19 protein-coding genes are annotated in these 22,688 nt (G+C 60.5%); 6 read left to right on the forward strand and 13 right to left on the reverse strand.

What is annotated here, in order from left to right:
* Positions 1-7: 7 nt before the first annotated feature.
* The 11 genes from K3728_06340 to K3728_06390 form a co-directional block, all read right to left on the reverse strand.
* Positions 8-1,402, reverse strand: coding sequence for a M20/M25/M40 family metallo-hydrolase (locus K3728_06340; GenBank protein ID UWQ96831.1), 1,395 nt, complete (start codon positions 1,400-1,402; stop codon positions 8-10).
* Between the two features lie 4 nt (positions 1,403-1,406).
* A complete protein-coding gene (locus tag K3728_06345; GenBank protein UWQ96832.1) occupies positions 1,407-2,741 on the reverse strand; it encodes an amidohydrolase in 1,335 nt (444 codons plus the stop codon).
* Positions 2,738-3,799: an ABC transporter ATP-binding protein gene (locus K3728_06350; protein ID UWQ96833.1), complete on the reverse strand. Its 1,062-nt coding sequence runs from the start codon at positions 3,797-3,799 to the stop codon at positions 2,738-2,740. Before K3728_06350 ends, K3728_06345 begins: the two co-directional genes overlap by 4 nt.
* Positions 3,800-3,812: 13 nt before the next feature.
* Entirely contained in the window at positions 3,813-4,601 is a 789-nt protein-coding gene (locus K3728_06355; GenBank protein ID UWQ96834.1) for an ABC transporter permease, read from the reverse strand.
* Between the two features lies 1 nt (position 4,602).
* Positions 4,603-5,427: an ABC transporter permease gene (locus K3728_06360; protein UWQ96835.1), complete on the reverse strand. Its 825-nt coding sequence runs from the start codon at positions 5,425-5,427 to the stop codon at positions 4,603-4,605.
* Between the two features lie 77 nt (positions 5,428-5,504).
* Positions 5,505-6,542, reverse strand: a complete 1,038-nt coding sequence (locus K3728_06365; GenBank protein UWQ96836.1) for an ABC transporter substrate-binding protein — start codon at positions 6,540-6,542, stop codon at positions 5,505-5,507.
* Between the two features lie 155 nt (positions 6,543-6,697).
* Positions 6,698-8,569, reverse strand: a complete 1,872-nt coding sequence (locus tag K3728_06370) for an amidohydrolase family protein (GenBank protein UWQ96837.1) — start codon at positions 8,567-8,569, stop codon at positions 6,698-6,700.
* Positions 8,566-9,531: a nucleoside hydrolase gene (locus K3728_06375; GenBank protein ID UWQ96838.1), complete on the reverse strand. Its 966-nt coding sequence runs from the start codon at positions 9,529-9,531 to the stop codon at positions 8,566-8,568. Before K3728_06375 ends, K3728_06370 begins: the two co-directional genes overlap by 4 nt.
* A gap of 116 nt (positions 9,532-9,647) precedes the next feature.
* Positions 9,648-10,760 carry a Xaa-Pro peptidase family protein gene (locus K3728_06380; GenBank protein ID UWQ96839.1) on the reverse strand — a complete coding sequence of 371 codons (1,113 nt, stop codon included), beginning with the start codon at positions 10,758-10,760 and terminating at the stop codon, positions 9,648-9,650.
* 81 nt (positions 10,761-10,841) lie between these two features.
* The gene (locus tag K3728_06385; GenBank protein ID UWQ96840.1) at positions 10,842-12,431 is read right to left on the reverse strand and encodes an ABC transporter substrate-binding protein; all 1,590 of its coding nucleotides are present in this window, start codon (positions 12,429-12,431) and stop codon (positions 10,842-10,844) included.
* A gap of 27 nt (positions 12,432-12,458) precedes the next feature.
* The gene (locus tag K3728_06390) at positions 12,459-13,076 is read right to left on the reverse strand and encodes a helix-turn-helix domain-containing protein (protein ID UWQ96841.1); all 618 of its coding nucleotides are present in this window, start codon (positions 13,074-13,076) and stop codon (positions 12,459-12,461) included.
* 147 nt (positions 13,077-13,223) lie between these two features.
* Between K3728_06390 and K3728_06395 the strand changes: the two genes are divergently transcribed.
* The 6 genes from K3728_06395 (at position 13,224) to K3728_06420 (ending at position 19,774) form a co-directional block, all read left to right on the forward strand.
* On the forward strand, positions 13,224-14,279 hold the full coding sequence (locus tag K3728_06395) for an ABC transporter permease (protein UWQ96842.1): 1,056 nt from the start codon (positions 13,224-13,226) through the stop codon (positions 14,277-14,279).
* A gap of 1 nt (position 14,280) precedes the next feature.
* Positions 14,281-15,177, forward strand: a complete 897-nt coding sequence (locus K3728_06400; GenBank protein UWQ96843.1) for an ABC transporter permease — start codon at positions 14,281-14,283, stop codon at positions 15,175-15,177.
* Positions 15,174-16,004, forward strand: coding sequence for an ABC transporter ATP-binding protein (locus K3728_06405; protein UWQ96844.1), 831 nt, complete (start codon positions 15,174-15,176; stop codon positions 16,002-16,004). Before K3728_06400 ends, K3728_06405 begins: the two co-directional genes overlap by 4 nt.
* Positions 16,001-16,747: an ABC transporter ATP-binding protein gene (locus tag K3728_06410; protein ID UWQ96845.1), complete on the forward strand. Its 747-nt coding sequence runs from the start codon at positions 16,001-16,003 to the stop codon at positions 16,745-16,747. Before K3728_06405 ends, K3728_06410 begins: the two co-directional genes overlap by 4 nt.
* A 15-nt stretch (positions 16,748-16,762) precedes the next feature.
* Entirely contained in the window at positions 16,763-17,269 is a 507-nt protein-coding gene (locus tag K3728_06415; protein UWQ96846.1) for a GAF domain-containing protein, read from the forward strand.
* 396 nt (positions 17,270-17,665) lie between these two features.
* Positions 17,666-19,774 (forward strand): AAA family ATPase, encoded by a 2,109-nt coding sequence (locus tag K3728_06420; protein UWQ96847.1) that lies wholly within the window; start codon positions 17,666-17,668, stop codon positions 19,772-19,774.
* 19 nt (positions 19,775-19,793) lie between these two features.
* On the opposite strand, the gene K3728_06425 is transcribed toward K3728_06420, so the two are convergent.
* Positions 19,794-21,164 (reverse strand): phosphomannomutase, encoded by a 1,371-nt coding sequence (locus tag K3728_06425; protein UWQ96848.1) that lies wholly within the window; start codon positions 21,162-21,164, stop codon positions 19,794-19,796.
* On the reverse strand, positions 21,161-22,609 hold the full coding sequence (locus K3728_06430; protein UWQ96849.1) for a mannose-1-phosphate guanylyltransferase/mannose-6-phosphate isomerase: 1,449 nt from the start codon (positions 22,607-22,609) through the stop codon (positions 21,161-21,163). The genes K3728_06425 and K3728_06430 overlap by 4 nt, the downstream gene beginning before the upstream one ends.
* Positions 22,610-22,688 lie beyond the last annotated feature (79 nt).

Raw genomic sequence — 22,688 nt, forward strand, 5'->3', positions numbered from 1 at the left:
GCAGGCGTCACGCGGTTTCAACCTCGGACAGGGCGGCGAGGACGCGGATGAAGGACCGGATACCGCCCTTGAAGCTGGAAAGGTCGTACTTCTCGTTCGGGCTGTGAATGCGGTTGTCAAAACGCGCGAAGCCCACCAGCAGCGTGTCCATGCCCAATTGGCGTTTGAACTCCCCCACAATCGGGATGGAGCCGCCGGTGCCCGCCAAGGCGGCTTCGGTGTTCCACTCTTGCCCCAAAGCGTCGCGCGTGGCGGCCAGATAGGGGCTATCGAGCGGCAGGGACAGTGCCGGGCTGGCCCCATGGGAGGTGAATTCGACCGAGCAATCGGCGGGTACATGGGCACGGATATGGTCGCGGAAGGTATCGCGGATGCGGAAAGGATCTTGGCCGGCCACCAGACGGAATGACACTTTTGCCGTAGCCTGCGCCGGGATCACGGTTTTAAAGCCGGGGTCGGTATAGCCGCCGATCACTCCGTGAATTTCACAGCTGGGACGGGCCCAGACCTGCTCCATAATCGAATAGGCGCTTTCGCCCGCCGGGATGCTGAGGCCCACATCCCCAAGGAAGCCCTCTTGATCAAACGGCAGGCTTTGCCATTGGGCGCGGATTTCTGGGGCGAGGTCTTGCACCCCGTCATAAAACCCCTCAATCGCCACGCCGCCATCCGCTGTGCGCAGGCTCGAAAGCGCGTCCGAGGCCACTTGCAGTGCGTTGCGTGCGGCGTTGCCAAACATGCCGGAATGCAGGTCACGGTCGGCGGTTGTGATGGTAAACTCTTCACCTACCATGCCGCGCAACATGGTGGTGATCGCGGGGGTTTCGCGGTCCCACATATCGGTGTCACAGACCATCATCACGTCGGCGCGCAGCTCTTCTTTCGTTGCCTCAAGGAAAGGGCCGAGGCTTTTGGAACCGGATTCCTCTTCGCCCTCAAACAACATAGAGACCTTGATCGGCAGGCGGCCCGTGACGGCTTTCCAAGCGCGACACGCCTCCACGAAGGTAAGTAGCTGGCCCTTGTCGTCCGACGCGCCGCGCCCGGTGATATGGGTGTCACCATCGGGGGCGGGCACAAGGGTAGGTTCAAAGGGGTCCGTGTTCCACAGATCCAGCGGGTCCACCGGTTGCACATCGTAGTGGCCGTAAAACAGAACATGGGGGCCATCGGCACCTTTGTTGTGGCCCACCACCATCGGGTGACCATCGGTGGCACGCACCGAGGCGTCAAAGCCCAATTCGCTCAGCTGATCGGTCAGCCAGACCGCCGCTGCTTTGCAGTCATCGGCGTGGGCGTCCACGGTCGAGACCGAGGGGATGCGGATAAGCTCAAACAGACGCTCCAGGCTGTCGTCCATATGGGCATCGGCGTGGTCAAGGACGGCTTGCAGATCGTTCATTGGGTTACTCTTTCGCGGCTCGGGCCGCATCAATGGCGGCGATTTCGGAACGGAACTGACCGGCGACTTGGTTGGCATCGGCCAACACGGCGGCAGGCTCCAGTGTTTCGACAAGGCGGTCGCGCATCAGCCAGTTGCCCGCGACCATCACGTCGCGCACATCATCGGGCTTGGTGGCAAACACGAGGACGGAATAGGGATCGTAGATCGGCTGCATTCGCGGCGCAGACAGGTCCACGCGGATCAGGTCGGCTTGCTTGCCGACTTCCAGCGACCCGGTGACATCATCAAGGCCCAGAACCTGCGCGCCCTCCAGGGTCGCCATGCGGATCACATCGCGGGTGGGCAATGGCTTGCGAGAGCCGCCAAGAACCTTGGCAAAGATCGACACCACTCCGAATTGAGAGAACAGATCGAGGGTGTTACCGCTCATCGGGCCATCGGTGGCGATGCCCACGGGAATGCCCGCGCGGCGCATGTCATCGACCCTCGCCATGCCGCGCCCCGCCTTGCCGTTGGAGCGCGCGTTATGGGCCACGCGCGTGCCGGTGCGCGCCAGCGTCGCAATGTCGGCATCATCCACCAGAAGGCAATGGGCGGCGATGGTGCCAGGTTTCAGCAGGCCCGCTTGCTCGCAAACAGCGGTGGTGCTTTTGCCGTGAGTTTTCATGGCCCAAGCGGCCTCTGGCTCGGTCTCGGCCAGATGGATTTGGATGCGCGTCTCGGGGTGGGCTTCGTGCCAATCCACGACCCGTTCCAGCACCGCCATTCCCGTTGAATAGGGCGCGTGCGGCGCGATGGAGGCGGTTACAAGGGGCATGTCGGCGCAATGATCGGCCAGCGCGTCACACAGGGCAAAGCCTTCGTCAAAATCGCGGTGATCGGGGGGATCGAAATCGGCCAGCGTTTGCCCGACAACGCCGCGCATACCCGATGCGCCAATGACATCGGCCACCTCGGTTTCGTGGTAGTACATATCGGCGACGCAAGTGACGCCGCCCATAATCATTTCCAACGCCGATAGGGCAGAGCCAGCGCGGACCATCTGGGGCGACACGAACTTGCGTTCCAGCGGCAGCATGTAGCGGAACAGGCGGTCGTCCACATCTTCGCCGAGGCCACGGAATAGGGACATGGCCATGTGGCAATGGGGGTTCACCATGCCCGGCATGACGATATCGCCACCCATATCGCGGACCTCAGCGCCCGGCGCGTCGGGCGGGGTGCCGTCGCCGAGGGCGGCGATCTTGCCGTCCTCGATCAGGAGCCAGCCGCGTGGGTGCTCGGTCATCGCGGCGTCCACCGCGATGATCCATGCGTTTGTCAGAAGGGTTTTCATTCCGGCTGCAAGATCGCGCATTGGTCCGGGTTGGGGACCAAAACGGCGCCCGTGCCGGGCTCAAACGGGGTCGCGAGCGATCCGTTAGCCAACAACTGCGTACCCGCAAAGGCGCATTGATATTGATACGCTCGGCCCAGATAGGTGCGCAGCCCCAAGGTGGCGGGCAACCCTTCGGCCCCTTCCGCCTTGGTAACGGTCAATCCGTCCGGGCGCGTGGCAAGGATGAACGCATCAGGAATAGCCCCCAAACGGTCTTGCGACAGCGAAAGCGTTGTACCGTCATTGGCAACGGCTGTGACCATCTCGCCGTCGCGGGATTGCACCTTCAGCTCAATCAGGTTCTCGAACCCTACAAACCGCGCTACAAAGCTGTTGGCGGGCCGTTGGTAGAGGGTTTCGGGCGTGTCCAATTGCATGATCCGGCCCTGGTTCATGATCGCCACCCGGTCCGAGATCGAGAACGCCTCTTCCTGATCGTGGGTCACATACAGGGCCGTGGTGCCGTTGGCGCGCTGAAGCTCTCGGATTTCCACGCGCATATCAACGCGCAGCTTGGCGTCGAGGTTTGACAGAGGTTCATCAAACATCAGAAGCGGCGGCTCGATCACCAAGGCGCGGGCCAGCGCCACGCGCTGCTTTTGGCCGCCGGAAAGCTCACCCGGCAGACGGTCCGCCAGATGCGACAGCCCCACACGGTCCAGCATTTGCATGGCGCGGGTGCGTTGCTCGGCCGAAGGCAGTTTGCGCTGTTTCAGGCCGAAGGCCACGTTTTGCATCACGCTGAGGTGCGGGAACAAAGCGTAGCTTTGGAACACAAGGCCAATGTCGCGTCCATGGGCGGGCAGCTTCGTCAGGTCTTTGTCGCCCAAGCGGATCGCGCCGCTGGTGGGCTGCATGAAGCCGGCCACAAGGCGCAGGGTCGTGGTCTTGCCACAGCCCGACGCGCCCAGAAGCGAGACGAGTTCGCCGTCACCGACGTTAAGCGACAAATCCTCCAGCACCTTGGTCTTGCCGTAGTGGGCGGTGATATTGTCGATGGAAAGGGGCAGGGTCATGGGGAAGTGCCTTTTATTTCGCCACGATGGTCAGGCCGAGCGTCCGCTCGACGATAACCATGACGATGATGGTCAGCCCCATAAGCAACACGGACACCGACGCGACGGTCGGGTCGAAGAATTGCTCGACATGGGCGAGAATTTGGATCGGAAGCGTGGAGATGCCCGGCCCGGTCAGGAACAGGGACACCGACACGTCATTGATGGAGGTGATGAACGCCAGTATGAATGCCGCAATCACGCCCGCCCGGATGTTGGGCAAAACGATGGTGAAGAAGGATTTCACCGGATGGCTGCCAAGGGAAATCGCCGCTTCCTCGATCGAGAAGTCGAACGACGCGAGCGAGGCGGAAATTACCCGCACCACATAGGGCAGCACCAGAAGGGTGTGGCCGATCAGAAGCGACACGAATACAGGCGCGCCAAGGCCGACGTTGACCGAGCGGAGCAGTGAGAAACCAATGACGATTTCGGGCACCAGAATGGGCAGCACGAATAGGGTCGAGAGCCAACCTGGCAAGTAGATGCGGTGGCGGTTTAGGGCGTAGGCGGCGGGAATACCGATTAACAGCGCGAAGAACGTGCCGAGGAATGCGACCTGCAATGAGGTCACGATGGTTCGGCGGAAGGCCGAGATTTCCCAGATGTTCTCGAACCAATGCAGCGTCAGCCCTTGGGGTGGGAAGGCCAGGAACGTGGTGTCCGAGACCGAGGCCCCGAAGATGATAATCAGCGGGCCAAGCAAGAAGATGTAGACCAGAATGGTCATCAGGATCAGCAATGGGTGGATGCGGTTTGTCATATCAGGAAGCCATCGGGTTAAGGCGCTTGGCGATGCGCGTCATGACCAGAACCGTGGTGACAATCACCACCACCATGATCGCCGCCACGGTCGAGGCACTGACCCAGTCAAAGGACGTCATCGCGCGTTGATGCAGGAAGGTGCCCATCATCATCTGACGTGTCCCCCCCAGAAGATGCGGGGTCGCGTAAGAGGTGAAACTGGCAGTGAAAACCAGCACGGCCCCCACGATCAGGCCCGGCGTGGCCAGCGGCAAGATCACCTGAATGAAGGTCTTTGTGGGCGGGGCCCCAAGGGACGCGCTGGCCTGCAACAGGTCATCGGGGATGTTTTCCAACACGCCGATCAGCACCAGGATCATCAGGGGGATAAAGATATAGATCAACGCCAGCACCACCGCCGTTTGGCTATAGAGAAGGGCCAAGGGGCGTTCGATTATTCCTAACCATTCCAAGCTGTTATTCAAAACGCCGTTGCGCCCCAAAATGATCAGCCAAGCGAAGGAACGTACCACAACGCCGGTGAGCAATGGGAATACCGCCAGAACGATGAGCACGGATTTCATCCACGGTGGGCTACGCGATACCACAAAGGCGGTGAGCAGGCCGAAGATCAGGGAAATCACCGTGGTTAAGGCCGCGATCTCGAACGTGCGCCAAAGCACCGTGCGCTGAAAGCCAGAGGCGAAGAAATCCACGTAGGGGGCAAAGGTGCCCCCCGGCGCGGTAAAGGTGAAAGAGATCGTAGCGGCCACCGGAATGATCAGAAACAGCGACACCGCAAGGGTCGCCGGAGACGATAAAATCCAGCCAGTTATTTTATTCATAGGGCAGTTTCCGGTGCCGGAGGTCAGGGTCTCGGGGCAGCTTGGGGCCGCCCCGAGGATTCATGTAGAAGATCGGCTTACATGCCGAAGATTTCGTTCCAGCGGTCGATCCACGACGTCAGGTTCGCGTTCAGCGGCACGTAGTCGATCTGGTTCAGGCTCGAAATCATCTCATCGCCGTAGGTCCAAGGGGCGGCTTGCTCCTCGGTCAGGTCCACACCGTTGTTCACGGGCGCATCCACGCCGCGTTCGGCCAGTGTTTGCTGGATTTCAGTGGAGAGAACGAAGTTCAGGAACTGGTGCGCCAGTTCGACGTTTTCGGACCCGGTGGGGATGTTGATGGTGTTGAGCGTGGCAATCGCGCCATCGTCCAGATCGGCCCAAACGACCGACGGCACAGCCGCCTGAAGGCGACCCAGTGCGAAATCCTGCGCCATGGAGACGGTGATTTCGCCGGTGGAGAAGAGGTTAATCATCTCGGAGCCGGTGTTGTAGTTGGTCAGGATGTTTGGCTGAAGCTCGGACACTTCGGCGAATGCCGCGTCAGGGTCGTCGTAAGCGTTCACACCCGCCCGTTCGCCCGCGCGCAGCACGACCATGGGGCCCGCGGTGGTGGTGATACCGGGCAGGGAAACGGAGCCCGCCAGATCTTCGCGCCACAGGTCATTCCAGGATGTGATCGGCGCTTCAACTTCGTCAGCGTTGTAAACGATGCCGACGCGACCGATTGAATAGGCCGGGCCATATTCACCCTGCGGCGTCTGCGCGAGGTCGTAAAGTTCATCAATATTAGGCACTTGCGCCCGGTCGATCGGCTGGAAAAGGCCCAGTTCGATACCCAATTGCGAGAAGCGGTCGGTCAGATAGATCACGTCCACCCCTTCACCGCCGCGCAACTGAAGGCGGCTCAACCGGTCCGAGTTGTTGCCGGTCTCGAAGATGACTTCGCAGTCGCACATCTCTTGGAACGGATCGACGATGATCTCTTGCAGCGCATCGCCGTTGAAGCCCCACCAGGAAATGGTGAACGTGCGGTCTTGGGCCAGTGCAGGCGTTGCCGCCAGCATGGCGGCGACAGAGGCTGCCGCGATGCGCGAAGTGGATAGTTTTTTCATGATCTTCCCCAGGTTTGTGAATGCCTGACAGCAATGTCAGGCCGAGAATACAGGTAGGCTATGTCCCACCCCCGAATGTGACAAGTTGCCCTTAAGGTCACTTGCCTAGTAATTATCTAACTGACTGAATTTAAGTCAGTTTACTGAGCTTTGGCCTACCAAACGACCCGATGAGTCTCTCCCGTTGCGACGTTGACGAATCCCTGCGGTGCAAGCTCTGACGGGGCCACCAAAACCCACCGCCAAGGGGCGCAGGTCAGGGTGGCGAAAGCCAGACGTTCCGGGAAGCCCGGGAACCATCTGGGGCTGAAAGTCGGCTCGAACATCCAGTCGATCTTCGCACCCTCGGCGTAGAGGTTTTGCATCTCGGCATCGAGTTCCTGCGGCGCGCGACAGGTCATCAACCCGCCCACTTCATAGCGGACCGTAGCGACCAGTTCGCCCTCTCGGACCAACGCCCAACCGCCTTGTGTTTCACGCAAGGCATTTACCGCCTGCGCCATTGCAGCGTCCGATGATCCGACCGCCCAAATGTTGTGTTTGTCGTGGCCCATGGAACAGGCCAACGCGGTGTCTGGCGAGCTTGGCCCAGTGCCGAGCCAGAACATGGCGGCGGTTTTGCCTTCGCCCGAGAACCGGTCAACGATGGCGAATTTGGTCACGTTGCGTGCGGTATCGCGCTGCACAAGTCCGCCCTCAACGGGCAGCTCCATCTCGATGAAGTTGTCGTCCCAATGGAATGGGCGCAGAAGCGCCGCTGTCATGGTTTCGCGTCCCGGATCGGCCTTGATCGCGAAGTCATCCGCGGTCATGTCGCGGGTGATGTTTACTGTCTGCGTTGCCCAATCGGGCCAATCGATCTTGGGCACGGGCTTAAGATAAACGCCGTTGTCCGCAACCAGTTCTCCATCCGCCCAAACCTTGGCGATGGACAGGTTTTGCAGGTCGTCCAACAACACAATATCGCCAAAACGCCCCGGTGCGATGGAGCCAACCCAAGGCGTCAGGCGCATGTGGCGGGCGGGGTTGATCGTGACCATCTGGATCGCAATTTCCGGCGCCAGCCCCGCGTCGATCGCAAGGCGCACGTTGTAATCCGTGGCCCCCATCTTCAGCGTGTCCGAACAGGAGCGGTCATCGGTGGTCAGGGCAAACTGGCTCCAATCCGACAGTCCGGCCTCGATCAGCCCGCGCACCATTTCCGTGAGCGAGTGGGGGCGCAGTTCCATGAACAGACCGCGCCGCAGTTTGTCCAAGACTTCCTCGGTCGTCCAAGCCTCGTGATCCGAGGCCAGCCCTGCCGCCGCAAAGGCGTTGATCGTCGCCATATCGCGGATACCCGCCGCGTGGCCTTCAACCACGCCGCGCTTCTCGAACGTGGCCTCGATCATACCCCAAAGACGGTCGTAGGAGGGGTTTTCCGGGTTCCAGACGGCGGGCCAGTCCATCACCTCGTCTAGTCCTGCAACCATCATGTTGTCGGTCATGAACCCCAGTTGTTCGTCATATCCGAAATGCCCGCCGCCCCATTCATAAGCAGTCGGCGGCACGGCAGAGCCGGGCAGGGGGAAGATCTTTTGCGGGCTGCCTTCAAGCCGCGCCTTGAACCAGAATTCAAGGTTGCGCGGGCCGTTCACGTTGGAAAACTCGTGGCTCGCCTCGCAGGTCCAGGTGTTGCCATGGGGCAGGACAAGTGCCGCCTCCCACTCCGGCGTGACGTGAGAGGATTCGATATGTTTGTGCCCTTCGCCAAAGCCGGGAACCGCCATCAGGTCCGGCTCGTGCACGTCTTGCGCGACCTCGCCGGGGTAGCTGCCAGCGGGGCCGACATAGGCGATGCGGCGGCCCGACATGATAATTTCTTGATCCGTCAGCCACATACGCGAATGCACGTCGAGCAATTTGCCCACCCGAAGCCGCGTATCGGCGGGCTCATGACCAAGAGATACGCGCACGAGGCGTTGGCGGATTTTCACCTCGTCGGCGGCGTTGATCAGCGCGTCGGTGGGATGGTTCTGTGCCGTCATCGCGCCGTGCCTTCCGGGACCTTGCAGGGGATAGAGGCCTCGTAGAACGCGCTGACGCGGGCCATGTCTGCCTCTTCCAGCAGGGTGATCTTCGGGGTGCCGAGACGGCCCGAGGGGTCCACGACGGTCATCCCCCGCGTGATGCCGGGGGCGAGCGCCACGTCAACGGAGGCCTGAAGCGACCGGGTCATGATGGAGGGGTCGATGACGTAGGCGGCGGCGAGCGGGTCGACGAAGCGGAAGTAATCCTTGCCGGTGTAGCCATGGATAATCCCGCGCGCATGTTTCACGAGGGCGGCAGAGAACGGCTTGGTCGCCGTTTCGGGCGCGTTGGCCAGCATCTGGTCTACCGTCTCACCGCTGATCCGATGGTCGGTGCAGACTTCCCACGGAACCAGAACGGTCTCAATCTCTGCGGCAAAGACGATAGCCGCCGCTTCGGGGTCCGAGAAGATGTTGAATTCTGCCGCCGGGGTCACGTTACCGCGCCCGTGGATGGAGCCGCCCATGATCGTCACTTGCCCGATCCCCGCCACGCAATCGGGCGCGATCCGCAGGGCGAGGCCAAGGTTCGTGAGCGGGCCGATCAGCAGCAGATCGACCTTGTCGTTAGCACTTGCTGCCGCGCGGAGCGTGTCGATCAGAACGCCCACAGCATCGGCGCTTGCGGGCTCGGGGATTGTGGTAGGACGCGGTGCGCCGCCCAAGCCATCATCGCCGTGGATTTCCTTGGCGTGGGTGAAGGGCTGCACCAACGGGCGATCTGCGCCCATATGTACCGGAATATCGTCGCTCCCTGCGACTGCTAAAACCGACAGGATGTTCCCCGTGGCGGTCGGCAAATCCACGTTGCCAAACACCGTCAGGATCATGTCCGGCCCATGGTTTGCGGCAAGCAACATCAGCAAAGCCTGCGCGTCGTCTACGCCGCCGTCGGTATCAAGGATCAGTTTCCGCCGCATGGGCCGCCTCGTGTGCTGTTCAAAGGTTCTGGGCCGCAAAGGCCCCGGTACTTGGGTTATGTTTAAGGCGCACCAAGGGAAGGGGCTTGGGTTCCCCCCTTGGCGCTGGGGTCGTGTCAGTTGGACGTGCTTGCGGGTGTCCAGATGGTGCGCGGCAAGGCCGAAAGGATGTCGGCCCCACTGTCGGTCGCCACGACGATATCTTCAAGGCGCACGCCAAATTGGCCGGTCAGGTAGATCCCCGGCTCGATGGAAAAGACGTTGCCCGCGTGCATTACCGTTTCAGAGGTGGCGGTAATGTAGGGTGGCTCGTGGATGTCGATGCCAAGGCCGTGGCCGGTGCGATGCACGAAATACTCGCCGTATCCCGCTGCCTCGATCACGCCGCGGGCGGCGGCGTCGATGTCCTTCGCCACAACGCCGGGGCGCACAACGGCCATGGCGGCCTGCACGGCGTTTTCCACGACCTCAGTGACCTTCCGGAATTCGTCGGACGGTGTATCGCCGAACCAGCCACAGCGGGTCATATCGCTGGGGTAGCCGCCGATCCGGCAACCGGTGTCGATCAGTACGGCCATGTTGTCTTGCAGCACCGTGTCGCCTGTGTGGTGGTGCGGGAAGGCGCCGTTTTCGCCGAAGCCGATGATGGTGAATTCAGGCTTCGCACCATGGGCTTTGTAGTAATCGTGGATCACCGTCTGCACGTCACGTTCCGTCATGCCGACCCGCAGAGCGGCAAAGGCGGCGGTGGCTGCGGCATCGTTAAGGTGGGCGCAGGCTCGCAGGGCGTCAATTTCCGCCGTGTCCTTCATGGCCCGCAGATGGCCCAGAGTATCGACCGAGAAGCGCCGTTTCGGCGCGTCCATGGCGTCAATCAACAGCAGCGCAAAATCGGCGCGCATCGCCTCGTCCAGGGCGACGGATTGGCCCGCGTCGGTGACGCCACAGGTCTGCAACAAGCGGTCCAGCGCGGCGCTTGGGCCTTGCTCATCGCTCCAGGTTTCAAACGGAAGATCCGTCGCCTGCCGCACGGAGTTAGCGTTGAGCACAGGCATCAGAAAACCCGCGTGGCTTTGGCTGACCAACAGCATCACCGGGCGTTCATCGCCATGGGGATCAGCGCCCGACAGCCACGTCATATGGCTGGTGGGGCCAAGGGCAACAAGGTCGGTGCCTGTCTCGGTCATCCGCGCCCGCAAACGCGCAAGGCGGTCTTTATAAATGTCCATCTCTGGCCCCATTAGTCTTTGGAAAAGGTCAAAACGAATATCGCCGGCCCCGTTGGAGGCCGGCGAAAAGGGTGGTTGCGATCAGCTTTTGTCTACAAGGCGGTAGAACACGAAGTCCGAAGTCGCGCCGTTGACGTAGCCGCTGACGTTCTCGGCCATGCCCACTTGGTAGGAGGCTTGGAACATGATCACGATGGGCGATTCCGCCTGAACGCGACGCTGAAGCTCCAGATACATTTCCTCACGAACCGCGGGATCGGATTCTGTCAGAGCGGCGCGAGTCATCTCGTTCATCTCTTCTGGAACGGCCCAGGAGTTCCGCCAAGTGGTTGTGGCGGTGTAGGTCTCCTGCCGGTTGTCAGAGTTGTAGGCGAAGGCTTTGGCGTTGGAGTGGGGGTCCATGAAGTCCGGGCCCCAATACAGCAACATCGCTTCGTGGCTACGATCACGGTAGCGGGTGATGACCTGCGAACCGGTGCCGGGCAGAATTTCGAACTCGATCCCTGCTTCGGCGAAAGAGGCCTGCAGCGATTGCGCCATGTCGGTGAAGGGGGCTGCGTTAATCACGTCGAGTGTGACGGTGATCGGCAGTTCGATGCCTGCATCCTCAAGGATTTGCGCGGCACGCTCTGGGTCGTAGGAATAGGGCGTGTCGGTCAGGGCACCGGGGAAACCTTCGGGCCAGAATGCCTGATGAACTTCCATTTGACCGGCGATGATCGAGTTGGTCATGCCCTCATAGTCCACCAGATAACGGGCAGCTTCCCAAACGGCGGGGGGTGTCAGGCTTTCGACGTTCTGGTTGAACGACAGGAAGTGAACGGCGGCTTGCGGGAACGTGTCCACTTGCAGCGCGTCCGCGTCCAGCGCGGCGATCTGGTCGGGCGTCAGGTTGCGCGCGATATCCACGTCACCAGCTTCCAGCAGTAGTTGCTGTGTGGCGCTTTCGGCAACGTGACGGATGATGACGCCATCAATGGCAGGGGCGCCGTTGAAGTAGTCGGGGTTGGCATCCATGCGGATCAATTCAGCCGCGCGGAAGGTGTTGAGAGAGAACGGGCCAGTACCAGCAGTGTTGGCGTTCAGCCAAGCGTTGCCCATGTCGCCGTCAACTTCGTTGGCCATCGCCGTTTCGATATCCACGATGGACGCGGGGCGCGAAGCCAGCACGTTCATCACGAAGGCAGGGGAGAAGTCGCCATCGTAGCGTACGGTAACGGTGTTGCCGTCGGCTGTGACCATCTCGCCCACGTTTTCAGGCGTCCAACCCAGTTGGGTCAGAATGAAGGCCGGTGTCAGGTTCAACTGCACAACCCGAGAGAACGAGCCTACAACGTCTTCGCCACGCAGTGGGTTGCCGGAGTGGAACGTCACGCCGTCACGCAGGGTGAAAACGATGGTCTTTGCTTCGGCGTCGATTTCCCAAGATTCCGCAAGGCCAGCGGCCAGAACGGTGGTGTCTTCGGCATCGTATTGCACCAAACGGTCGTAGGTGTTCGTGACCAATTCACCGGAGGTGAATTCATAGGCCTGCGCCGGGTCAATCGCGACAATGTCGTCGATGTTCTGGGCCACAACGAGGATATCCGCAGGGGTATCCGCGTGCGCTGCGGGCGTGGCCAGCGGCAAGGCCAGCATCGCCGACAGTAGGGCGGGTTTCAGCATTTTCATGGGTTTTAACTCCGTGCTGGTTTCAGGTTAGCCATTGGAATTGGCCGGGTTCATTTCGGGTAGTTTGACCGCGCCCTTGCGTTGCAGCACCGAAAGGGTGCCGGTCCACAAAATGCGCGTCGTGCTTTGGGTCTCATTGGACCACGAATGGGGGGTTGAGCCGGTGTAGTGCAGGCTGTCCCCCTGTTGTAAAATGAAGGTCTGACCGCCAAGGGTCTGGGTGATTTCGCCGTCCAGCAGAAAGATGATCTCTTCGCCTTCGTGGCTGACCACTTCCGAGGCATATCCGGCGGGGACGTGCAAAATGTAGCTCGACAATTCGGCGCCGGGGAAATCCGCGCTTACGGATTCGTACATGATGGACGAACCGTCGATCGAGAACTGAGGCCGCGCGCCCGCCCGTGTCAGGCTGTCAGATGGCTTGGGCGTAGTGATGAAGTACTCCAGCCCGACCGACAGCGCCTGGGCGATTTGCGCCAACGTGCCAAGCGAGGGGGTCGATTGTCCGCGCTCCACCTGGCTGAGATAGCCAACCGACAATCCTGCCGCGTCGCAAAGCGCCTGCAACGTCAGATCCAGTTGCTTGCGCCGCTTGCGGATCAACGCGCCTAGGGCGGGGTCTTTGTCGCTCTTTGGTCTTGCCATTCTTCGCTCCCCCTGTGGTTTGACGATTGATCGACTTTCACCACAATTTTTTTGATCTAACCAAAACTATTTGCCAAATCCAAGCAAAATGTTACATCGTCGTGAAATGGCGCCACCTTCATTCTCGCCAAAGGAGCCCCCACAAAGATGGCATTTCAAGACATCAAATCAGGCCCAATTGGCAGCACAACAGTAGGCATTCTGCGGTTTGTCATCGTTGTGGCGCTGACGTTTCTGGGCCTTCTGGCGCTGACTTTCTTCATTGGTCGCGTGGTGCCAATTGATCCTGTTTTGTCGGTGGTCGGTGACCGCGCGACACCAGAGCAATATGAGGTCGCACGCATCGCTATGGGCCTCGATCGCCCATTAATTGTGCAGTTTGTCAGCTACGTCGGCGATGTGCTGCGATTCGATATGGGCATGTCCACCTCGACCAACCGCCCCGTGGCGGAAGACCTTGCCCGGGTGTTTCCAGCCACCTTGGAGATGGCGACCCTTGGCATCTTAATCGGCGTCGGCCTTGGCGTACCCGCAGGGGTATTGGCGGCCGCATGGCAAGGTAGCTGGGTGGATCAGGTGATCCGCGTCTTCGCACTGTTGGGCTATTCGGTGCCTGCCTTCTGGTTGGGTCTCGTGGGCCTTGCGGTGTTTTACGCGTGGCTTGGCTGGGTCGAAGGGCCGGGCCGGGTGAGTATCTATTACGACGGAATAACCCCCGTCGTGACCGGCCTCCTTACTGTCGATGCCGTGCTTGATGGCGATTGGGAAGTCGTGAAAAGCGCGTGGTCGCATATCATCCTTCCCGCCTCGATCCTTGCGGTCTTTTCGCTGGCCTATATCGCACGGATGACGCGGTCGTTCATGCTGGATCAGTTGAGCCAAGAATACGTCACCACCGCCCGCGTGAAGGGTGTGCCGGAATGGCGGGTGATCTGGGTCCATGCCTTCGGCTCGATCCGGGTGCCCCTGATTACCGTCATCGGCCTAAGCTACGCGGGCCTGCTGGAAGGGTCAGTAATGATTGAGACCGTGTTTTCCTGGCCCGGCATCGGCAACTACCTGACCACTGCGCTTTTCAACGCCGACATGAATGCCGTGCTGGGCGCGACGTTGGTGATTGGCGCGGTGTTTATCATGATTAACAAGGTGTCCGACGTGCTCTACCGCGTCCTAGACCCCCGTAGCCGCGAAGGGAGCCGTTAAGATGCACGCTTGGCTCATTGACGATAGCCCCTCTTCCCGCCTTCAAGCCGCATCGGGGCGCGCTTACCGGATTACGCAAGACATGTTGCGCAATCCGCTCGCTGTGGCGGGGGCGCTTATCATTGCGGCGTTGGTCCTGACGGCGATCTTTGCCGACACCATCGCGCCGGGCGGCCCCGGTGGGCAGTTTCTTGATCGTCGGCTAGAGCCGCCCTCGGCTGCTCATTGGTTCGGCACGGATCAATTGGGCCGCGATATCTTTGCCCGTGTCGTCCATGGTGCGCAGATCACCTTGCAGATTGTGGCCTTGGTAGCGATCATTTCAGCCCCCCTTGGACTGTTGATCGGGGCGATCTCGGGCTATTTCGGGGGCTGGATCGACCGCGCCCTGATGGGCGTTACCGATGTGTTCCTCTCGATGCCGAAGCTGGTGCTGGCCCTTGCCTTCGCCGCCGCCCTCGGGCCGGGGATCGAGAACGCGATTATCGCCATCGCCATCACCACATGGCCCGCCTATGCGCGGATTGCGCGGGCAGAAACGCTGACCCTTCGCAATTCGGAGTTTGTGGCCGCGGCCCGCCTGTTGGGCGCGTCGCACACCCGCATCATCACGCGCCATGTGCTGCCGCTTTGCACCTCGTCGATGATCGTGCGCGTCACCCTTGATATGGCGGGGATCATCCTGACGGCGGCGGGCCTCGGCTTTCTGGGTCTTGGTGCGCAACCGCCCGAACCGGAATGGGGCGCGATGATCTCGGGCGGACGCTCGTTCATCTACGACCAGTGGTGGGTTTCGACCTTCCCCGGCTTCGCAATCATCCTTGTGTCGCTTGGTTTCTGTTTCCTTGGGGACGGTCTGCGCGACGTGTTGGACCCAAAATCGGAGCGTAAGGGATGAGCCTACTTTCTGTTAAAGACCTCACCGTTAGTTTCCCCACGCCCAAGGGCCGGGTGAATGTGGTGGACGGCGTGTCCTTTGATCTGGGGCAGGAGCGCCTTGGGATCGTGGGTGAAAGCGGGTCGGGCAAGTCGATGACCGGCCGTGCGATCCTGCGCCTGATCCGGCGGCCCGGGCAAGTCTCGGGCAAAATCGCTTCTGAGGGGCAAGACCTAGGCGCCCTGTCCGAACGGCAGATGCGGCAGATGCGCGGCGCGAAGATCTCGATGATCATGCAAGATCCGCGCTATTCCCTGAACCCGGTGATGACCATCGGCGCACAGATCGCCGAGGCCCTGCGCACCCATGAGCGCCTACCCCGCTCCGAGATCAAAGCCCGCGTTCACCAGATGTTGGAGGCCGTTCGGATCAACGACCCCGAGCGTGTGGCCCGCATGTATGCCCATGAGCTGTCGGGCGGCATGGGCCAGCGTGTGATGATCGCGATGATGCTGATCCCGCGCCCCCGCCTGCTAATTGCGGACGAGCCGACTAGCGCGTTGGATGTCAGCGTGCAGGGCGACGTCTTGGCGCTGATCAACGATCTGGTGGGCGGCAACACGGTCAACCCCCAAGGCATGGGGCTGATCTTGATTAGCCACGACCTGCCGCTGGTCGCCCGCTACTGCGACCGCATCCTAGTGATGAACTCGGGCCGCGTGGTGGAAAGCTGTGCCGCGAAAGATCTGCATAAGGCGACCCATCCCTACACGCGGGGCCTTCTGGCTGCTGTGCCGCAAATGCACGAAACGCGCGAAACCCTGCCCGTGATGGAGCGTACCACATGACCGCCCCGGCTATCTCTCTGAGCAACCTCAACATTTCCTACGACGGCTTGCGCGTTGTCCATGATGTCTCCTTCGATGTGGCCAAGGGCGAAAGCTTCGCCTTGGTGGGGGAAAGCGGCTCGGGCAAGTCCACCGTTCTCAAGGCGTTGTGTGGTCTTGCGTCGGAATGGACCGGCACGATGGAAGTGTTGGGCCAACCCGGCCCCCACAAGCCTAACCGAGCCTTGGCCGCACAAGTGCAGATGGTGTTTCAAGACCCCTACGGCTCGCTTCACCCGCGCAAAACCGTGGATGCGGTTCTGTCAGAGCCTTTGGCGATCCACGGGATCGGTGACAAGGACGCGCGGGTGCAAAAAGTGCTGTCCGATGTGGGGCTCGATGCGCGATTCCGGTTTCGGTATCCGCACCAGATGTCCGGCGGCCAACGCCAGCGCGTCGCCATCGCCCGCGCCCTGATGCTGGAGCCTGAGGTGATGCTGCTGGACGAACCGACCAGCGCCCTCGACGTGTCGGTGCAGGCGGAGATCCTCAACCTTCTTAAACGCCTGCGGGCGGAACGGGGGCTGACCTATCTGATGGTCACCCATAATCTACCGGTGGTCAGCTTCATGTGTGACCGCATGGCGGTGATGAACAAAGGCCGAATTGTCGAAATTGCGCCCGCCACGGCATTGCACGATGGCAGTTTCACCGATCCCTACACCCAAAGCCTTTACGCCGCGAGTGGCGGAAATAACGCATAATAACAGGAGCTTCCCATGACGCAGGCAGAAACAGCACAGGCACAGTTCGACACAGACCTTGCAGCAGCCACCACCGAAGATGCGGTACTAGAGGCGCTATACCGCCTGAGCAACGCATTGGCGCCCGTGCGCCTGTGGACTGTGATGACGGTTGATATGGAAGCGGGCCTTGCGCGGCGTGCCTATTCCAATATGCCCGAGGCCTATCCCGCCTCTGGCACCAAGCCGATCACCCGCAACGATTGGTTCGACATCGTCCACGGCCGTCACGAATGCTTTGTGGCCAATACCTTGGCCGACATTGCTAAAGTCTTTCCTGACTATGAACTTATCGGCTCTCTTGGGTGCGGATCGGTGATGAACCTGCCGATCATCGACAATGGCACGTTGCTGGCCACGGTGAACCTTCTGGATGCAGAAGGACATTTCAACGCCGCCCGTGTGGCGGAATACAGCGCCATTTTGACGGCCCCCGCCTTGCAGGCGGTACGGGCGACTCTGGCCCTGCGGGAAGCGGCATAGGGGTGGGGCGGAGGCTTCCGACGTTTGCACCGAAACCGTTAACCTATTCGGCGGGAATTTGCCGACAATAGGTTAACGCCTCGGACCCTTAAAGATCGGGTCCGCCGCTCCTCTGACGGTCACAGCATGAGCCCGATAGAGACAGGCACACGTGTCCGCCCAAGAGGGGTCTTTACCCGTATGACAAGGCTTTAGCATCCGCTTGCCGTCCCTAGACAACTGCGGTTGCGGGCACGTTTTTAAGCAAGTTCCTTGGCCCGTTTTTGTGATCCACCGTAGATGCTTGAAAAGTGATGCGTTAACGCGGTGTTTCCCCGGTACAGGCGCGGACTAATGCCTAGCATTGCTTTGGAATGCCGCCTAAACGTAGGCAAAATTTCAATAGTGATCCGAGATATGACCCGAGCAGCTGAAGCGAACGCAAATGTAGACTCCGACGAAATTGATCTGGTAGCCCTTTTTGCCGTACTTTGGCGCGGCAAGCTTTGGATCATTCTTGTCGCGCTTATCGGAATTGTAGGCGCGTTTCTTTATGCGACGCGGGTGGCTGTGCCGATGTACCCCGCACGGGCGACGATTGCCTTTAACGGCGAACAGCAGCAGGTCATCGGCGACATTGAAAGCATCTTCTCAGGCGGCGGCATTGATACCGTCGGCTTGAATACAGAAGTGGAAGTGCTTCTGTCGCGCTCTCTGGTGGGGCGCTTGGTTGATGAGCAAAATCTTGTAGATGACCCGGAATTCAATTCAGTTCTCGCGCCTCCCAGCCTTTTGTCGCGGGTTATGCAGACCCTTTCGGGCGGGGAACGTCCGACGTTCAGCGATGACCAAATACGCAACCGCGTCATTGACGTTGTGGTCGCAAGCCTTTCGGTCTCCAATATCCGCCAATCGCTGGCGTTCAATATTCAGATCACGACCACCGACCCAAATAAGTCGGCCGCAATCGTTAATGCGCTGGCTGAGATCTATATAGACAATCAGATCCGTCAGAAGCTGGACGACGCGACACGTGCGATTGAATTCCTGTCGGAGCGTACCACCGAACTTGAGGCAAACGTTGAGGCGTTGGAGCAGGAACTGGCGCAGCGCATGGAAGCCTCTAACGTGATTGATGCCGAACTGTTGCAGGCGCAAAACCTGCAATTGCGTGACCTGCGTGAGCGGGTCGAGGACGCGCAAGTTCGCTTGGCCGAGGATCAGGCACTGCAAGCGGCGATCGAGGGCGCGGATGACTTTGACGCGTTGCTGGCCGTGCTGGAAGCCTCTGGCGATACACGGTTCACGGGGATCATCCAGCGTTTCCGCGCCGGGCGATTGGAAGCCGAGGCCACGCAGGTCGCGTTGTTGGACATCGCTTCCAGCATCGGGGACGACATCCGTCGCAATGAAACCCAGCTGGCCTCTCTGCGTCGGTCCGCCGAAGAATTGACAGCGCAAGTGTCGCTGCAATCGGACGAGTTGATTGCCATGCAGCAGTTGGATCGCGAAGTCGCAGCGTCGCGCCTGCTGTACGAAACCTTCCTGACGCGTCTGCAAGAAGCCAGCATTCAGCAGGGCCTAGAGACGGCCGATAGCATCGTGTTGTCCGAGGCGGTACCGCGCGGACAGTCTAGCCCGCGGGTCATGTTGATGATGGCGTTGATGGCTATTTTGGGCGCGATGGTCGGGTCTGCAATTGTGCTAATCCGCGAATGGCGGTTTGCCGGGTTCCGCACGACGGACGAATTGAAAAGCCTCGTGGGCGTGAAAGCGCTTGGCGCGTTGCCCGCCATGTCCGTACGAGGGCGCAAGGATGTTCTTCAGCGCCTGAAGGACAAGCCGAACTCGATCTTTGCAGAGGCTGTTCGCAACCTGAGGACCTCCATTTTGATGGTCAGCCCTGACGAAGAGCCACAGGTTATCCTTGTCACCTCCTCGATCCCGGGGGAGGGCAAAACCACGATGTCATTGGCCTTGGCGCGCTACTTGGGCTCGTTAGAAGGGCGTCGCGTCCTTCTTCTGGAAGCCGATATCCGTCGCCAAACGCTGCGCGCCTATGTGGAGGAGGATCGCCCGACCGGTGTGAAACTGCTCGATGTTCTGTTGGGCAAAGCCAACTTGGATGGCATGGACCTGCGTGACCCTGATCTTGGGGTGGAAGTGTTGATGGGGTCGGGCGGGGATTTTAACGCCGCTGACTTGTTTGAATCGCGTCGCTTTGGCGATCTGATCAAGAAACTGCGCGAGCGCTATGACCACATTATCATCGACAGCCCGCCGGTTTTGGCCGTGCCTGACGCTCGGGTCCTTTCCCGCTATGCCGACGTGAGCGTGTTTGCCGTGCGCTGGGGCTTCACCACTCGCACCCAAGTGCGCCAAGGTCTGGAAATGATGAATTCTATCGGCCATCCCGTGGATGGGGCTGTTTTGACCCAAGTGGATCAAAAGAAGATGAAGGGCTACGGCTACGGCGGCCAATATGGCTACGATGGTTATTCCTCAGGCTACTACGCGAACGACTAAGGGCAAGGCGGCTACTGGGCTATTGCTCGGCCAATGCCGCCTTCACCCGTTCGACCCCTTGCGCCACCAGCCGCGCGTCTTTTCGGGCTTCCACGTTAAGTCGCACCAGCGCTTCGGTGTTGGAGCGCCGCAGGTTGAAGCGCCAAGTTCCCATGTCGATCCCGAGCCCGTCCATTTGATCAACGCCTACCGCCTCAGATGCGAAAGCGGCTTTGACGCGGGCTAGCGCGGCGCTTGGGTCATCTATCGTGAAGTTCAGCTCGCCCGAGGAGGGAAACGCCGCTTTGCGGGCCGCGACAAGGTCGGCCAAGGGGCCGTGGGCGCTGACGAGGTTGGCGACCAAGATCCAGGGGATCATGCCGCTATCGCAATAGGCGAAATCACGGAAGTAATGGTGCGCTGACATCTCTCCGCCGTAGATGGCATTGGAGTCGCGCATCTTGCGCTTGATAAAAGCGTGTCCCGTCAGGCTTTGCTCGGCCCGCCCACCTGCCTTGGCCACCAAGTCGCGCGTGTTCCAGATCACCCGAGGGTCATGAATGATCGTCTCGCCGGGATGTTGCGCCAAAAACGCCTGTGCCAGAAGCCCCACGACATATTCGCCATCCACAAACGCACCTGTGTGGTCGAAGAAAAAACACCGGTCAAAATCGCCATCCCACGCTACGCCGAAATCCGCCCCTGTGGCCTTGACCGCATCGGCGGTTGCGGCATGGTTTTCGGGCAGAAGCGGGTTTGGGATGCCTTGAGGAAAGGTACCATCGGGGGAGTGGAAAAGCCTCTCAAAGCGCAACGGACTGCCCATTTGTGTGAGCCGCTCTGCGATGGCATCGAACGTGGGGCCAGCGGTGCCGTGACCCGCATTCACAAGGATCTTCAGAGGTTTGAGGGTGCTGACGTCCGCAAATGCCACGACACAGTCGACATAGGCGGCCCGCGCCTTTTCGGAGATGTCTATGATCCGGCCAATGGCCTTTGGGGCCGCGAAATCGGCCGCCTCGGCCCGTTCCTTGATGTGCGAAAGGCTCCGGTCTGCGTCCAGCGGAGCAGAGCCGGCTTGCACCAGCTTCATCCCATTGAAATCCATCGGGTTATGGGAGGCGGTCACGCAAATTCCGCCGTCGGCTTTGAACTGCGATGTGGCGTGATACATCTCTTCCGTGCCCGAAAGGCCAAGATCGAACACCTCACATCCTGCGTCCGTAAGGGCCGCAACCACGGCGTCGGCTAGCATCTTGGACGAGGCCCGTATATCGCGGCCCAAGACCACTGCTTTGGCCTCTAACACCTCGGCAAAGGCGCGGCCGATCCGGTAGGCAATCTCTGCATCCAGATCCACGTCTAGGCGGCCGCGGACGTCATTTGCCTTGAAGCAGGTAAGGGGCTTCATTGCGTCCCGCCCAAGTCCCGAGCGTATTTATCCTCATACCGAATGATATCATCCTCGCCGAAATAGGTGCCGGTCTGCACCTCGATCAGCGTCAGGGGGGTGTCGCCGGGGTTTTCCATCCGATGTTTCGCGCCAACGGGGATGTAGACCGATTGGTTCTCGGTCACACGCGAGACCTTGTCGTGGATCGTGACCTTTGCAGTCCCCTCGACCACGACCCAATGCTCTGCCCGCCGCTGATGGCTTTGCAGGCTAAGCGACGCGCCGGGATGCACAACGATCCGTTTCACTTGGAAGCGCGGGCCAACGACGAGGCTTTCGTACCAGCCCCAGGGACGGTAATCGCGGGGCAGCGTTTCAGCCTGCGCGACCCCAGTGGCTTTCATCTGCGCCACCGCGTCTTTCACGTCTTGCGCCCGGTCCTTGTGGGCCACCAGAACAGCGTCGGGCATGGCGACAGCGATGATGTCTTTCAGGCCGATCCCCACCAATTGCTGTGCCGGGGCGGTGGCGTGCAGCAAGGTGTCTTCGCAGTCCAGCGCCGATGTGGGCCCCATGCTGACAACGCCGTCCGCGTGTGCCGAGCCATTGCGCCACACGGCGTCCCAATCCCCAAGGTCCGACCACGCGCCGCCATAGGGCACCACTGTCATGTTGTCGGCCCTTTCCATCACGGCATAATCAATTGACGTGTTTGGCAATTCCTCCCACGGGGCGGGGGCCAGACGGGTGAAGCCAAGGTCTAGTTCCGCGTCTTGATACGCGGTGCGGGTGTGGGAAAGCGTATCGGGTGCGTGGGTCGCAAATGCCTTCAGAATCGTGGTGGTGGAAAACAGGAAGATGCCTGCGTTCCACAGATGCATCCCTCCGGCCATTAGCCGCTCTGCCGTCGCCAGATCAGGCTTTTCTACAAAGGAGCGCAGGGGTTGCGGGGTAGGGGAGCAGGCGGCGTCGGGGGCTTGGGATAGCTCTAACCAGCCATAGCCAGTTTCCGGGTGGCTTGGGCGGATGCCAAAGGTAACGATCTGGCCCGCTTGTGCGGCGGCGGTCCCGGAAATCACAGCGTCGCGGAACCGGGCATCGTCGGGGATCACGTGGTCCGAGGGCACAACCAACATCATTGCGCCGGGGGTCTTGGCCTCCAGTGCGAGGGCGGCGGCACAGATGGCGGCGGCGGTGTTCTTGGCTGTGGGTTCGATCAAGACCTGCGCCGCACCGATCTCGATAGCGGCCAGTTGCTCCAGCACTACAAAGCGGAAATCCGAGGCCGTGACCAGCGTCGGCGGCGTGAATTCAGGGGCGCAAAAGCGCCGGGCAGAGGTTTGGAACAGGCTTTCCTCGTCCACCAGCTTCACGAATTGCTTCGGAAAGGACTTGCGCGAAAGCGGCCAGAGCCGCGTGCCAGAGCCGCCACACAACAGAACCGGGTGGATCATCGGTGTCATTTCATTCCCTTCGCCGCTGTTGTCGCTGATCTTAGGGACAAATCTAGCCGCTGTAACGGGTTAGTGTGTTAACGGCGCG

It is taken from the genome of Rhodobacteraceae bacterium M385 (assembly GCA_025141835.1).
Classification (GTDB): domain Bacteria; phylum Pseudomonadota; class Alphaproteobacteria; order Rhodobacterales; family Rhodobacteraceae; genus Gymnodinialimonas.

What these genes read in the sequence shown, in the direction of transcription:
- K3728_06340 (UWQ96831.1), bottom strand. Translation starts at nt 1,402, where the DNA reads ATGAACGATCTGCAAGCCGTCCTTGACCACGCCGATGCCCATATGGAC.
- K3728_06345 (UWQ96832.1), bottom strand. Translation starts at nt 2,741, where the DNA reads ATGAAAACCCTTCTGACAAACGCATGGATCATCGCGGTGGACGCCGCG.
- K3728_06350 (UWQ96833.1), bottom strand. Translation starts at nt 3,799, where the DNA reads ATGACCCTGCCCCTTTCCATCGACAATATCACCGCCCACTACGGCAAG.
- K3728_06355 (UWQ96834.1), bottom strand. Translation starts at nt 4,601, where the DNA reads ATGACAAACCGCATCCACCCATTGCTGATCCTGATGACCATTCTGGTC.
- K3728_06360 (UWQ96835.1), bottom strand. Translation starts at nt 5,427, where the DNA reads ATGAATAAAATAACTGGCTGGATTTTATCGTCTCCGGCGACCCTTGCG.
- K3728_06365 (UWQ96836.1), bottom strand. Translation starts at nt 6,542, where the DNA reads ATGAAAAAACTATCCACTTCGCGCATCGCGGCAGCCTCTGTCGCCGCC.
- K3728_06370 (UWQ96837.1), bottom strand. Translation starts at nt 8,569, where the DNA reads ATGACGGCACAGAACCATCCCACCGACGCGCTGATCAACGCCGCCGAC.
- K3728_06375 (UWQ96838.1), bottom strand. Translation starts at nt 9,531, where the DNA reads ATGCGGCGGAAACTGATCCTTGATACCGACGGCGGCGTAGACGACGCG.
- K3728_06380 (UWQ96839.1), bottom strand. Translation starts at nt 10,760, where the DNA reads ATGGACATTTATAAAGACCGCCTTGCGCGTTTGCGGGCGCGGATGACC.
- K3728_06385 (UWQ96840.1), bottom strand. Translation starts at nt 12,431, where the DNA reads ATGAAAATGCTGAAACCCGCCCTACTGTCGGCGATGCTGGCCTTGCCG.
- K3728_06390 (UWQ96841.1), bottom strand. Translation starts at nt 13,076, where the DNA reads ATGGCAAGACCAAAGAGCGACAAAGACCCCGCCCTAGGCGCGTTGATC.
- K3728_06395 (UWQ96842.1), top strand. Translation starts at nt 13,224, where the DNA reads ATGGCATTTCAAGACATCAAATCAGGCCCAATTGGCAGCACAACAGTA.
- K3728_06400 (UWQ96843.1), top strand. Translation starts at nt 14,281, where the DNA reads ATGCACGCTTGGCTCATTGACGATAGCCCCTCTTCCCGCCTTCAAGCC.
- K3728_06405 (UWQ96844.1), top strand. Translation starts at nt 15,174, where the DNA reads ATGAGCCTACTTTCTGTTAAAGACCTCACCGTTAGTTTCCCCACGCCC.
- K3728_06410 (UWQ96845.1), top strand. Translation starts at nt 16,001, where the DNA reads ATGACCGCCCCGGCTATCTCTCTGAGCAACCTCAACATTTCCTACGAC.
- K3728_06415 (UWQ96846.1), top strand. Translation starts at nt 16,763, where the DNA reads ATGACGCAGGCAGAAACAGCACAGGCACAGTTCGACACAGACCTTGCA.
- K3728_06420 (UWQ96847.1), top strand. Translation starts at nt 17,666, where the DNA reads ATGACCCGAGCAGCTGAAGCGAACGCAAATGTAGACTCCGACGAAATT.
- K3728_06425 (UWQ96848.1), bottom strand. Translation starts at nt 21,164, where the DNA reads ATGAAGCCCCTTACCTGCTTCAAGGCAAATGACGTCCGCGGCCGCCTA.
- K3728_06430 (UWQ96849.1), bottom strand. Translation starts at nt 22,609, where the DNA reads ATGACACCGATGATCCACCCGGTTCTGTTGTGTGGCGGCTCTGGCACG.